We start from the raw sequence: 11,962 nt of genomic DNA, 5'->3' as shown, positions 1-11,962 counted from the left end.
GGGCAGTGTCCTGACGATCCGCGCATGTCCCAGGTCCGACGGAGGGACCCACTTATGGAACCGACCCCCAAACGTCGCCCTGGCGAGCTGGTCTTCAATATCGTCATCATGCTGGCCAGCTTCGGCCTGCTCTATTCGGCCTATGGCATTTCGGGGTTCGAAGCCCTGTCCGCTCCCGGCGCGGTGCCGATGGCCACGACCGCGATCATGGCGGTCTGTGCCGTGCTGATCCTGCGCGACACGCTGCGCAAGGATGGCGATACCACCCAGACCCTGGCCACCCATATCCTGCCGCTGATCGTGATTGTCACCATCGCGATGATCGCGGCCTATGCGCTGCTGTTGCGCCCGCTTGGGTTCCTGCCGACCTCGGTGCTGTTCCTTCTGGTCATGGTCCGCTTCCTGTCCAAGCGGTCACTGGCCTTCTGTCTGGCCGTCTCGGTCGGCACTGTCCTTCTGATCTGGATCATCTTCCGTCTGATCTTTGCCGTCCTGATGCCCCAGGGCATCATCCCCGAGGGACGCATCGTCTCTGCCATCACATCGCTGTTCTGAGGGCGCATCATGGACATCCTGTCGAACCTGCTAATTCCGATCGTCAATCTGGACCTGCTGATGCTGATCGCCGTGGGGACCTTCGCGGGCATCTATGTCGGCGCGATCCCCGGACTGTCGGTGACGATGGCCGTGTCGATCCTGATCTCGTTCACCTTTTCCTGGGAGGTCTATCCCGCCCTGGCGCTGATGATCGGTATCTACATGGGCGGGGTCTATGGCGGCTCGCGCACGGCGATCCTGCTGAACATACCGGGCGCACCCTCGGCCATCGCCACCGCGCTGGACGGCTTTCCCATGGCCCAGCAGGGCCGCGCCGGAGAGGCGATCGGCATCGTCACCGTCGTGTCCTTCATCGGAGGCTTCATCGGCATCTTCGCGCTTGGCGCTTTCGCCCCGCTGCTGTCGGATTTCGCCATCGGCTTTCAGCCGCGCGACTTCATGCTGCTGGCCGTGATGGGCATCCTGCTGGTCGGATCGCTGTCGGGCGACAGCCTGGTCAAGGGCATCTTCGCAGGCGCCCTGGGCATCGGCGTAGGGGCGGTGGGCATGGACCCGCTGACCATCCAGGATCGCTTCGTCTTCGGCATCGACGAGCTGCGCGGCGGCATCTCGTTCGTGGCGGTGATGATCGGCCTTTTCGGCGTGTCCGAGGCGCTGATCCAGCTGCACAGCATCCACACCCCCGCCGTGCGTCAGAAGATCACCGGCATCATTCCCAGCTGGTCCAAGGTGCGCAAGCACCTGCCGCTTGGCCTGCAGACCTCGACCATCGGCACGATCGTGGGCGCCTTGCCCGGCACGGGGGGCGATATCGCGGCGCTGATGGCCTATGACCATGCCAAGCGCGTGACCCGCAAGCCCGAGGTGCCCTTCGGCAAGGGCGCCATCGAGGGGCTGGTCGCCCCCGAAACCGCTAACAATGCCGCTGTCGGCGGGGCGTTCATCCCGATGCTGACGCTTGGCATTCCAGGCGACGCGGTCACGGCCATCATGATTGGCGCGCTGTTCATCCATGGCCTGAATCCCGGCCCGATGCTGATGATCGAACAGCCCGACATGTTCTGGTTCATCGTCAGCTCACTGGCCTTGGCGAACATCTTCATGCTAATCTTTGGCCTGACCGGCATCCGCCTCTTCGTCCGCATCGTGGAACTGCCGCGCACGGTCCTGCTGCCCGTCATCATGGTGCTGTCGATCGTGGGCGCCCATGCGGTCAACAACAGCCTGACAGATGTCTACTGGATGCTGGGATTTGGCGTGCTGGGCTATTTTATGCGGCTCTACGGCTATCCGCTGGCGCCGATCATCCTGGGGGTGATCCTGTCGCGGCTTCTGGACGACAACTGGCGCCGGGCGATCATCAGCGAGCGCGAGGATTTCGGCGCGATGATGATGGGCATCTTCACCAGCCCGCTGTCGCTGTGCCTGTTTCTGGCCGTGGTGATGATCCTGATCACCAATTCCCCGTGGTGGACCCGGTGGCGGGCGCGCAAGGCCGCAGAATGAAGGACCTGACCATGAGCGACACGATCCTGCTGGGCCTGATCGGCGACAATATCGCCGCCTCGCAATCGCCGCGCCTGCACCGGCTGGCGGGTGTGCAGAACGGGCGCCGCGTCCGCTATGACAGCCTGATCCCCGCCATTGAGGGGCTGGAGTTCGACGCCCTCTTCGCCCGCTGCGCCTCGGGCGGCTATCGCGGGATCAACGTCACCTATCCCTACAAGGAGGTCGTGGCGGATCGGTTGCGCATCAACGATCCCCTGGTCAAGGCCATCGGCGCCTGCAACACGGTGCTGTTCGACGAGGGCGGGCCGCGCGGGTTCAACACGGATTATTCCGGCTTTGTCGCCGCCTCTCGCCGGGTGCGGGGCGACAGGGCGCCGGGGACCGTGCTGATGATCGGGGCGGGCGGCGTGGGGCGTGCGGTGGCCTTCGGGCTGATCGCGCTTGGCGCCACCGAGATCCGTCTGGCCGATAGGGACGCGGCCAAGGCCGAAGCACTGGCCGAAGCGCTGCGGCAGGCCCTTCCGGGCCTCGTGGTGCGGACCGGCACTGATGCGGCGGCGCTGGCCGATGGCGCGCAGGGGCTGATCAACTGCACGCCGGTCGGCATGGTGGGCTATGCGGGCACGCCGCTTGCCGCCACCCTGATGGCGGGGGCGGAATGGGTCTTCGACGCCGTGTATACCCCGGTCCAGACGCAGTTCCTGCAGGACGCGGCGGCGGCGGGTCTGGACATCATCTCGGGCTACGAGCTGTTCGTGGGGCAGGGGGTCGATGCCTGGCACCTGTTCACCGGCCTGCCGCTGGATGAAGCACGGCTGCGAGACGATCTGGCCGCAGGGCGGGACGCGACATGAAGACCTCGATCGCCACCGTCTCGCTGTCGGGCAGCCTGACCACCAAGCTGGCCGCCATCGCCGAGGCCAGGTTCGACGGCATCGAGATCTTCGAGCAGGATTTCCTTGCATCCGACTTTACGCCCGCCGAGGTCGGCCGCATGGTCCGCGACCACGGGCTGGAGATCACACTGTTCCAGCCCTTCCGCGATTTCGAAGGGTTGCCCGAACCCCATCGCAGCCGTGCGCTGGCCCGGGTCGAGCGCAAGTTCGAGCTGATGACCCAGCTGGGCACCGATCTGATGCTGGTCTGTTCCACGACCCATCCGGCGGCCATCGGCGGCATCGACCGCATGGCGCAGGATTTCCGCGATCTGGGCGATCTGGCCGCCCGCCACAACATCCGCGTGGGCTTCGAGGCGCTGTGCTGGGGCCGCTTCGTGAACGATCACCGCGACGCATGGGAGGTGGTGCGCCGCGCCGATCATCCCAATGTCGGGCTGATCCTGGACAGCTTCCACACGCTGGCCCGCCGGATCGACCCGTCCTCGATCCGCGCGATCCCGGGCGACCGGATCTTTTTCGTGCAGTTGGCCGATGCCCCGGCCATCGACATGGACCTGCTGTACTGGTCGCGCCATTACCGCAACATGCCGGGCGAGGGCGACCTGGATGTCGCAAGCTTCATGCAGGCGGTCGCGGCGACGGGCTATGCGGGACCGCTGAGCCTCGAGATCTTCAACGACCAGTTCCGCTCGGGCCTGCCGCGCATGGTGGCCCAAGACGGGCATCGCAGCCTGATCGCCCTGATGGATCAGGTGCGCCGGGCCCAACCCTCGGCCGCCCCCGACCTGCCGCGGTTTCCTCCGCCCGCCCCGGTCGAGCGCATCGAATACATCGAATTCGCCACCAGCGCGGCCGAGGCGCCGGCGCTGGAGACACTGCTGGCAAGCCTTGGCTTTGCGGCGGGAGGTCGGCATGTCTCCAAGCCGGTGACGCTGTGGCGGCAGGGCGGCGTGAACGTGCTGGTCAATTCCGACCTGTCGGGTTTCGCCCACAGCTCCTACGTGACCCACGGGACGACGGTGTCCGAGATCGCGCTGATGGTCCCCGACGCCCGCGCCGCCTTTCAGCGCGCGACGGCATTGCTGGCGCGGCCCCTTGTGCAGGACACGCAGCCGGGGCAGCTGGCGATCCCCGCCATCCGGGGCGTCAGCGGCAATGTCATCCGCCTGCTGGACGGCACCTCGGATCTGGCGGGCATCTGGCAGGTCGATTTCCGCGCCAATCCCGCCCGGCATGGCGCGGGCATCACCGGGATCGACCATATCGGGCAGACCATGGCCTATGATGAGATGCTCAGCTGGTCGCTTTTCTACACCTCGATCTTTGATGCCGAAAAGGCGCCGATGGTCGATGTCGTGGACCCGGACGGGCTGGTGCGCAGCCGGGCGGTGCGGTCCGGTGGCTTGCGAGTGACGCTGAACGGGGCCGATGCGCGGCATACCCTGGCCGGGCGGTTCATCGAGGACAGTTTCGGCGCCTCGGTCCAGCATGTGGCTTTCTCCAGCGACGACATCTTCGCCACTGCCACGGCCTTGGCAGAGCGCGGCTTTGCGACGCTCAGGATCGGCGCGAATTACTATGACGACGTGCAGGCCCGGTTCGGGCTGGACCCTGGGATGGTGGCGCGGATGCAGGCGGCCTCGATCATGTATGACGAGGATGCGGGGGGGCAGTTCTTCCAGCTGTACAGCGAGCCGCGCGCCGACGGGTTCTTCTTCGAGATCGTCCAGCGGCAGGGCAATTATGCAGGCTATGGCGCGCCCAACGCCCCCTTCCGCATCGCCGCGCAAAAGCGGGCGGCCCGTCCGGCGGGGATGCCGCGGCATTAGGGCGCCGCATCGTTAAGGCCCCGCGATACTAAGGCCTTGCGCCCTCGGTAGCCAGCCGCGTCAGCAGGTCCAGCATCGGATGGCCCGGCCCCGCTTGCCGCCGCGTCAAGCCCACCGCGCCGGTGAGAAACCCGGCATCCGTCGGCCATTGGATCAGTGCGCCGCGGTCCAGCTCGTCGCCCACGACGCCCCGAGAGATGAACCACAGCGCGTCCGAAGCGGCCAGAATGCCCCGCCCGACTGCCAGCGCCGCCGTCTCGAAGGCGGGTCTCAGCCCGGCCAGATTGCGCGCCTGCAGGTAATCCTCGACCGCCCGGCGGATCAGCGCATCCTGCGGGGGCAGGATCACCGGACAGGTGGCCAGCACGTCGCAGACGGGCTGGCCCCGCATCGGATGCCCGGCGCGGGACACCAGCGTGATTTGATCCTCGTAGAGGTGATCAAAGCGCAGCCCGGCCATGTCGGCGGCAGCCGGCATGCGCCCGATCATCAGGTCGATCCTGCCCTCGCGCAGCAGGCGGATCAGATGAGAATGCGGCCCCGTCTCGACTGCCAGCGTGACCTGCGGATGGATCTCGCGGAAGCGCAGGGCCACGCGCGGGAACAGCCGCGTGGCCGCCGTGGGCAGGATGCCCACCCGCAAGCGGCCGGTCCCCTCGTCCGGGTGCAGGGCGGCCACGCCGCTTTCCAGCATCTGCAGCGCGGTCGCCGCATGGGTGCGCAGCAGAGCCCCCGCATCCGTCAGCACCAGCCGGCGCCGTTCGCGGCGGAAAAGGGCCACCTGCAGCAGGGCCTCCAGCTCGGCCAGGGTGCGGCTCAGCGCGGGCTGGGTGATGCCCTGCGCCCGCGCCGCCGCCGTCAGGCTGCCACGCGCCGCGATGTCCAGAAAGGCCCGCAGATGCCGCAACTTGATCGCGGGATGCATAATCATATGGGCATCCTTCCCTCTCGATTTTGCATTATCGGCAGCCTCGGCGCCATGTTACGTTATGGACAGGAGGAGTATCCATGCAAATCTTGTCACGCCCTTTTGGGGCGCTGCACTATCGGCTGGACGGGCCTGATGGCGCGCCGGTGGTGCTGATGGCCAATTCTCTTGGGACCGATCTGCGGCTGTGGGATGCGGTTCTGCCGCTGCTGCCGCAGGGGTTGGGCTATCTGCGCTATGACAAGCAGGGCCATGGTCTGTCCGATCTGGGCCGCGCCGACCGCATCGCCGATCACGCCGATGATGCCGCGGCCCTGATCGAGGCCGTGGCCCCCGGCCCGGTGGTGATGGTCGGCCTGTCGATCGGCGGGCTGATCGCGCAGCATCTGGCCGCCGGCCGCCCCGATCTGGTGCGCGCGCTGGTCCTGTCCAATACCGCCGCCCGGCTTGGCACGCCCGACAGTTGGCATGCGCGCATTGATGCCGTCGAACAGCACGGCATGGCCAGCATCGCAGACGCGGTGATGGAGCGCTGGTTCGCCGCCCCCTTCCGTGCCACGCCCGCGCTGGCCTTGTGGCGCAACATGCTGGCCCGGACAACGGCTGCGGGCTATGTCGCCGCCTGCCGCGCGCTGGCCGGGGCCGATCACCGGCAGGCCACCGCCGCCCTGCGCCTGCCCGCGATGGTGATCGCGGGCGAGGCCGACGGCGCCTCGCCCCCCGATCTGGTCCGCGCGACCGCCGATCTGATCCCGGGCGCGACCTTCCACCTGATCCCCGGCGCGGGCCATCTGCCCTGCGTCGAGACCCCGGCCGCCCATGCGGCACTGATGACCCCCTTTCTGGAGAGGCATGCGAGATGAGCGATTTGTCCGAGACCGGCACGACCACCCGCCGCCAGGTGCTGGGGGCGGCCCATGTCGCCCGCGCGCAGGCCGCGCAGACGCCCTTCGACGCGCCGTTTCAGGCGCTGATCACCGATGCGGCCTGGGGCCATGTCTGGTCGCGCGGCACGATCCCGCTGCGCGAGCGGTCCATGATGACCATCGCCCTGCTGGCGGGCTTGGGCAATGACGGCGAACTGGCCCTGCACCTGCGCGCCATCCCGAACACCGGCGCCAGCCGCGACGACGTACTGGAGGCGCTGCTGCATGTCGCCATCTATGCGGGCGTGCCCCGCGCCAACCACGCCATCGCCCTGGCCCGCCAGATTTTTGCCGAGGCCGACGCCCAAGGAACCCCAGCATGAGCCTGTTTCAACGCGACCGCACCTGGCATCCCCCGGCGCTGGCGCCCGATTACAAGACCTCGGTCGCGCGCTCTCCGCGTCTGGCGATGCTGTCGCTGGATGCGACGGTATCGGAGCTGACCGGACCCCGCTTCGGGCATGGCGACATCGCCCCGCTGGACGGCGATCTGATCGCCAACTACGCCAAGACCGGCGATCCGGTGGGCGAACGCATCATCGTCCATGGCCGCGTGCTGGACGAAAACGGCCGCCCCGTGCCCCAGACCCTGGTCGAGATCTGGCAGGCCAATGCCGGGGGACGCTATCGCCACAAGAAGGACAGCTATCTGGCCCCCGTCGATCCCAATTTCGGCGGCTGCGGGCGGGTGCTGACCGATGATCAGGGGCATTACGCCTTCCGCACCATCAAGCCGGGCGCCTATCCTTGGCGCAACTGGGTGAACAACTGGCGGCCCGCGCATATCCATCTGTCGGTCTTTGGCACCGCCTTCGCGCAGCGCCTGATCACCCAGATGTATTTCGAGGGCGACCCCCTGATCGCCCATTGCCCGATCGTGAAATCCATCCCCGATCCCCGCGCCATCGAGGCGCTGGTCGCGCCCTTGGATCTGAACCAGGCGGTGCCGCTGGATTGTCTGGCCTATCGCTTCGACATCGTGCTGCGGGGACGCCGCTCGACCTTTTTCGAGAACCGGCCGGAGGGGAACTGACATGGCGCAACCGCTGAGCTACCTCAAGGAGACGCCGTCGCAAACCGCCGGGCCCTATGTTCATATCGGGCTGGCCCCGGGGGCGGCGGGCTTTGACATCTATGATCACGAGCTGGGCTTTGATCCCGTGCCCGACGATACGCCGGGTGACCGCATCCGCATCACCGGCTGCGTCTTTGACGGCATGGGATCGCCCGTCAGGGACGTGCTGATCGAGGTCTGGCAGGCCGATGCTGCGGGCCTCTATCCCGGCCAGCCGGGCGTGGCGCCGGGGTTCCGGGGCTGGGCGCGCGTGGTGCCCGATTTCGACACCGGCATGTTCACGCTGGACACGATCCGGCCCGGCGTGGTGCCGGGGCCGGGGGGCCGCCCGCAGGCCCCGCATCTGTCGCTGTGGCTGGTCGCGCGGGGCATCAACACGGGCCTGCAGACGCGCATGTATTTCACTGACCAGGACAATGGCGACGATCCGGTCCTGAACCTGATCGAACAGCCCCACCGTCGCCTGACCCTGATCGCGGATGGTGCGGATGGGCACTATCATTTCGACATTCATCTGCAAGGTGACAAGGAGACGGTGTTCCTCGATGTCTGACCCCTGCATCATCTGCGTAGCCATCACCGGCAGCCTGCCCACCAAGGCCGACAACCCCGCCGTTCCCATCACAATTTCTGAACAGGTCGAATCGACCCACGAGGCCTTCGAGGCGGGTGCCGCCATCGTGCATGCCCATGTCCGCGATGACGAGGGGCGCCCCTCCAGCGACCCCGACCGCTTTGCCCGCCTGCTCGACGGCATCCGCCAGCATTGCCCCGGCATGATCGTGCAGCTTTCCACCGGCGGCCGGTCGGGGGCGGGCCGTGATCGGGGCGGCATGCTGCCCCACAGGCCCGACATGGCCAGCCTGTCCGTCGGCTCGAACAACTTCCCGACCCGGGTGTACGAGAACAGCCCCGAGCTGGTCGACTGGCTGGCCTCGGAAATGGCGGCCCATGGGGTGATGCCGGAAATCGAGGCCTTTGATCTGTCTCAGATCCTGCAGGCCCATGCGATGTGGCAGGACGGGCGGCTGACGACGCGGCCCTATGTGCAGTTCGTGATGGGGGTCCGGAACGCCATGCCGGTCGACCGCAACGTGTTCGATTACTACATCGCCACTGTCCGGCGGCTGTTCGGCTCGGGCGCGCCTTGGTGCGCGGCGGGGATCGGACCGAACCAGATCGTGCTGAACGAATGGGCGGTCGCCGCGGGCGGTCACGCGCGGACAGGGCTGGAGGACAATGTCCGCCTCGACCGGACGCGTCTGGCGCCCTCAAACGCGGCCCTGGTGCAGCGAGTGGTGGACCTGTGCGACCGCTATCGCCGTCCCGTGGCGACATGGCAGCAGGCCCGCACCATCCTGGGACTGCCGGAGGCCGGATCATGAAGAGGCTTGGTGAACCCGCGACCGGGGCTGTCGTCGCGTCATGACAGGCCCGGTTCACAATGCCATCTATGCCGGTCTCTTCGGCGACCCCGAAACCGAGGCCCTGTTTTCGGCCCCCGCCGAACTGGACGCGATGATCCGGGTCGAGGTCGCGCTCGCCCAGGTCCAGTCCCGCATTGGGGTCATTCCCCCCGAGGCGGGTCCGGCCATCGCGGCCGCCCATCCGGGCCTCCGTATCGACCCGGCGTCGCTGGCAGAGGCCACGGCCCGCAACGGCGTCCCGGTCCCGGTCCTGGTGCAGGAGATGCGGCGGCAGATGGGCGAGGATCCCCAGGCCCGATATCTGCATTGGGGCGCCACCAGCCAGGATATCATGGATAGCGCACTGGCTCTGCGCCTGCGCGCGGCTCTGGACCTGTGGGAGGCGCGGCTGGATGGGATCCTGACGCAGCTTGGCGACCTGGCCGACAGGCATGCGACCCTGCCGATGGCGGCGCGGACTTATGGGCAGACCGCGACGCCCACCAGCTTTGGCGCGACTGTGGCAAGCTGGGGATGGCCGCTGCTGGATCACGCACGGGATGCAGAACAGGTGGGCCGCGCGGTGTTTCGTGTTTCCCTGTCGGGTGCTGCGGGAACATTGTCGGCCATGGGGCCGCAGGCTGCGGTAGTCAGGGCGGGCCTTGCCGCGGAGCTGGGGCTGTCCGATCCCGGCCATGGCTGGCATTCGGACCGCTCGGGTCTGGGTCGGTTGACGGACTGGGTTGCAGCCGTGGCCGTCGCGCTTGCCAAGCTGGGCGAGGACCTACTGCTGATGACCCAATCGGGTCTGGCACTGGTCCGGATCGAGGGCGGTGGTGCGTCCTCGACGATGCCGCAGAAGCAGAATCCGGTCGGCCCTTCGGCCCTCGTCGCCTTGGGGCGACATGTGACGGGGCTGTCCGCGGTCTTCGGTGCGGCCGGCGTGCATCGCCAGAACCGCGACGGGGCGGCCTGGTTCACTGAATGGCTGACCTTGCCACAGTTGTGCATCAGCCTTGGGGCCATGCTGCGTCTGGCGCAGGATGTGCTGGGCCGGTTGTCCCCGGACGCAGAGGCCATGGCCCGCGATCTTGGGGCAGGGGCGGGAACGATCCACGCGGAAACGCTGACTTTCGCCATCATCGAGGAGTTGGGCTTGGACCGGGCCAAGGTTGCCAGCACCGTCAGCCAGCTTTGTGCGAAGGCGCTGACGGATGGCCATGACCTGCTGGATCTGGCCGGACAGGAATGGCCCGGGCGGGACTGGGCCGAACTGATACGCATCCGGGGTTTGGGCCTTGCCCCCCAAGAGGCACGTGCGTTTGTCGACAAGCAGAGGCTTGCGACGTCCGACCGGTTGTCACGTGTCGTGACCTAGGTCGCCAGTAGGCCGCTGGCCCGGATCTGCGCCAAAAGTCGGGTCAGATGGTCGGCCAGAAGCTGCTTTGCTTGCCCTGCATCCCGGCGCAGAGCAGCATCGCGCAGCGAATGATGGTCGATCGCCGTGATTGCGGCGGCGCTGCGCGCCCGCGCCAGACAGCAATAGCGCAGAAGCTTGTCGAGGATCGTTCCGTGCAGCTGCCGCAACGCGACCGACCCGCAGGCATCGATCAGAACCTGAAACAGAAAGCTCTGCCCCTGCCGCCACTGGTTCATGGCATCGTCGTCGCCAGCGATCAGTGCGGCTTCATGTGCATCCAGCGGATGGCAGGCTGCGACAAAGCGCGACTCCCAGTCCAGATCGCCCTGCTCCAGCGTGCACCCGATCGCGTGATCCGCCAGAAGTCGGTAGAGATCGACAAGCTCGGTCAGGTTTTCGAGGGACACGGGGGCCACCTCGAAACCCCGCTGCCCTTCGGCCAGCACGATCCCCTCCGAGGCCAGACGATTGAGAATTTCGCGCAGTGTGCTGATGCTGAGACCGTAATCGGCACGCATTCTGTCCAGCCGCAGCTTCTGGCCAGGCGCCAAGTGACCTTCAAGGATATCCCGGCGCAGGCGCAACCAGCCCGCCTCGCCGACCGTGACAGGCGTCCTCGGCCGTGAACCGACCCGGCCGGGATCGGTCCTGTCTGCCAAGGCCCCCCGTTCGGACAGCAGCTCGTGGGTCACGCTATGCGTCACGCAGCCGTCGATATGGCGGTGCAGAAGGGCGGTCGCGCAGGGCGCGTCGCGGTTTAGGGCGGCATCGCGCAGGCCGCGGTGCTCCTGCGCTGCGATTTCTCCGCGAAAGACGACGGCGACATTCAGATAGCGCAGATACCGGTCGAATACCGAATGATAGGCCGCGCGCAGTTCGGCCGATCCGCAGGCCGAGACCAGCACATGATGGAACTCTCGGTCGTAAAGCTTCCATTCCTCGCTGCGGCGGTTGTCACCCGCCAGCATTAAGGCCTCCAGCCGGGCCAGCTTGTGATGGGCGCCGACTACACGACCCTCCCAGTCAAGATCGCCGCGCGACATCGAGGCGTGCAGAGCATATGATTCCAGCAAGTTCCTCAGCTCGCCCAGATCGCGGAATTCGCGGGACGTGACCGGGGCCACGTCGAAGCCGCGCTGGTCGGTGGTCACCAGATCCTCGCAGGCCAGCCGGTGTAGGATCTCGCGCAGGGTGCTGACGCTAGCGCCATAAGTGGCGCTGAGCGTGTCGAGCCGCAGCCGGGCACCGGGTGCCAGCCGACCGAATAGGACATCGGACCGCAGGGCGCGATAGGCGCCATCGCCGCTGGTCTCAAGTGCGGGCATCTGACCCATTGTCGACCCGTGTTTCATGCACGTCCCCCGTCACGGCCCCGTTCCTTGCTCCGTCATGGCCCCCGCCACGATTTTTGT

General features: G+C 67.2%; 12 protein-coding genes. 10 read left to right on the top strand and 2 right to left on the bottom strand.

The annotated features are described in order from the left end of the window. The first annotated feature begins 54 nt into the window (after positions 1-54). Genes E4191_RS19225 through E4191_RS19210 form a run of 4 tightly spaced genes read left to right on the top strand, consistent with a single transcriptional unit; the run spans position 55 to position 4,795 of the window. Positions 55-555: a tripartite tricarboxylate transporter TctB family protein gene (locus E4191_RS19225; protein WP_139616022.1), complete on the top strand. Its 501-nt coding sequence runs from the start codon at positions 55-57 to the stop codon at positions 553-555. Between the two features lie 9 nt (positions 556-564). Continuing rightward, positions 565-2,064 (top strand): tripartite tricarboxylate transporter permease, encoded by a 1,500-nt coding sequence (locus E4191_RS19220; protein ID WP_139616021.1) that lies wholly within the window; start codon positions 565-567, stop codon positions 2,062-2,064. An 11-nt stretch (positions 2,065-2,075) separates the two neighbouring features. After that, positions 2,076-2,921 carry a shikimate dehydrogenase family protein gene (locus E4191_RS19215; RefSeq protein WP_228461849.1) on the top strand — a complete coding sequence of 282 codons (846 nt, stop codon included), beginning with the start codon at positions 2,076-2,078 and terminating at the stop codon, positions 2,919-2,921. Further along, the gene (locus tag E4191_RS19210; RefSeq protein ID WP_139616019.1) at positions 2,918-4,795 is read left to right on the top strand and encodes a bifunctional sugar phosphate isomerase/epimerase/4-hydroxyphenylpyruvate dioxygenase family protein; all 1,878 of its coding nucleotides are present in this window, start codon (positions 2,918-2,920) and stop codon (positions 4,793-4,795) included. Before E4191_RS19215 ends, E4191_RS19210 begins: the two co-directional genes overlap by 4 nt. A gap of 28 nt (positions 4,796-4,823) precedes the next feature. Here the strand turns inward: E4191_RS19210 and E4191_RS19205 are convergent, their stop codons facing one another. Continuing rightward, the gene (locus tag E4191_RS19205; RefSeq protein ID WP_139616018.1) at positions 4,824-5,726 is read right to left on the bottom strand and encodes a LysR substrate-binding domain-containing protein; all 903 of its coding nucleotides are present in this window, start codon (positions 5,724-5,726) and stop codon (positions 4,824-4,826) included. Positions 5,727-5,803: 77 nt separating this feature from the next. Here E4191_RS19205 and pcaD point away from each other — a divergent pair, with 77 nt between their 5' ends. From pcaD to E4191_RS19175, 6 genes are read left to right on the top strand one after another with little or no spacing between them, the layout of a single operon-like run. After that, positions 5,804-6,586, top strand: coding sequence for a 3-oxoadipate enol-lactonase (pcaD, locus tag E4191_RS19200; RefSeq protein ID WP_139616017.1), 783 nt, complete (start codon positions 5,804-5,806; stop codon positions 6,584-6,586). Continuing rightward, positions 6,583-6,972 (top strand): 4-carboxymuconolactone decarboxylase, encoded by a 390-nt coding sequence (gene pcaC / locus E4191_RS19195; protein WP_139616016.1) that lies wholly within the window; start codon positions 6,583-6,585, stop codon positions 6,970-6,972. Before pcaD ends, pcaC begins: the two co-directional genes overlap by 4 nt. Next, positions 6,969-7,682 carry a protocatechuate 3,4-dioxygenase subunit beta gene (pcaH, locus tag E4191_RS19190; RefSeq protein ID WP_139616015.1) on the top strand — a complete coding sequence of 238 codons (714 nt, stop codon included), beginning with the start codon at positions 6,969-6,971 and terminating at the stop codon, positions 7,680-7,682. Before pcaC ends, pcaH begins: the two co-directional genes overlap by 4 nt. A gap of 1 nt (position 7,683) precedes the next feature. Next, positions 7,684-8,277 (top strand): protocatechuate 3,4-dioxygenase subunit alpha, encoded by a 594-nt coding sequence (gene pcaG, locus E4191_RS19185; RefSeq protein WP_139616014.1) that lies wholly within the window; start codon positions 7,684-7,686, stop codon positions 8,275-8,277. Then, positions 8,270-9,109: a BKACE family enzyme gene (locus E4191_RS19180; protein ID WP_139616013.1), complete on the top strand. Its 840-nt coding sequence runs from the start codon at positions 8,270-8,272 to the stop codon at positions 9,107-9,109. The genes pcaG and E4191_RS19180 overlap by 8 nt, the downstream gene beginning before the upstream one ends. A 40-nt stretch (positions 9,110-9,149) precedes the next feature. Next, positions 9,150-10,508 carry a lyase family protein gene (locus tag E4191_RS19175; RefSeq protein ID WP_139616012.1) on the top strand — a complete coding sequence of 453 codons (1,359 nt, stop codon included), beginning with the start codon at positions 9,150-9,152 and terminating at the stop codon, positions 10,506-10,508. Here the strand turns inward: E4191_RS19175 and E4191_RS24765 are convergent. Next, positions 10,505-11,875: a GntR family transcriptional regulator gene (locus E4191_RS24765; RefSeq protein ID WP_331459667.1), complete on the bottom strand. Its 1,371-nt coding sequence runs from the start codon at positions 11,873-11,875 to the stop codon at positions 10,505-10,507. The genes E4191_RS19175 and E4191_RS24765 overlap by 4 nt on opposite strands. Positions 11,876-11,962: the final 87 nt, after the last annotated feature.

Source organism: Paracoccus liaowanqingii (assembly GCF_004683865.2).
GTDB lineage: Bacteria > Pseudomonadota > Alphaproteobacteria > Rhodobacterales > Rhodobacteraceae > Paracoccus > Paracoccus liaowanqingii.
This window is presented reverse-complemented; position numbering and strand designations above follow the sequence as displayed.

Excerpts from the sequence above, each read along its gene's own strand:
- pcaC (WP_139616016.1), top strand. The coding sequence starts at position 6,583 with ATGAGCGATTTGTCCGAGACCGGCACGACCACCCGCCGCCAGGTGCTG.
- E4191_RS24765 (WP_331459667.1), bottom strand. The coding sequence starts at position 11,875 with ATGCCCGCACTTGAGACCAGCGGCGATGGCGCCTATCGCGCCCTGCGG.
- pcaD (WP_139616017.1), top strand. The coding sequence starts at position 5,804 with ATGCAAATCTTGTCACGCCCTTTTGGGGCGCTGCACTATCGGCTGGAC.
- E4191_RS19175 (WP_139616012.1), top strand. The coding sequence starts at position 9,150 with ATGACAGGCCCGGTTCACAATGCCATCTATGCCGGTCTCTTCGGCGAC.
- E4191_RS19220 (WP_139616021.1), top strand. The coding sequence starts at position 565 with ATGGACATCCTGTCGAACCTGCTAATTCCGATCGTCAATCTGGACCTG.
- E4191_RS19205 (WP_139616018.1), bottom strand. The coding sequence starts at position 5,726 with ATGATTATGCATCCCGCGATCAAGTTGCGGCATCTGCGGGCCTTTCTG.
- E4191_RS19225 (WP_139616022.1), top strand. The coding sequence starts at position 55 with ATGGAACCGACCCCCAAACGTCGCCCTGGCGAGCTGGTCTTCAATATC.
- pcaG (WP_139616014.1), top strand. The coding sequence starts at position 7,684 with ATGGCGCAACCGCTGAGCTACCTCAAGGAGACGCCGTCGCAAACCGCC.
- E4191_RS19210 (WP_139616019.1), top strand. The coding sequence starts at position 2,918 with ATGAAGACCTCGATCGCCACCGTCTCGCTGTCGGGCAGCCTGACCACC.
- pcaH (WP_139616015.1), top strand. The coding sequence starts at position 6,969 with ATGAGCCTGTTTCAACGCGACCGCACCTGGCATCCCCCGGCGCTGGCG.
- E4191_RS19180 (WP_139616013.1), top strand. The coding sequence starts at position 8,270 with ATGTCTGACCCCTGCATCATCTGCGTAGCCATCACCGGCAGCCTGCCC.
- E4191_RS19215 (WP_228461849.1), top strand. The coding sequence starts at position 2,076 with ATGAGCGACACGATCCTGCTGGGCCTGATCGGCGACAATATCGCCGCC.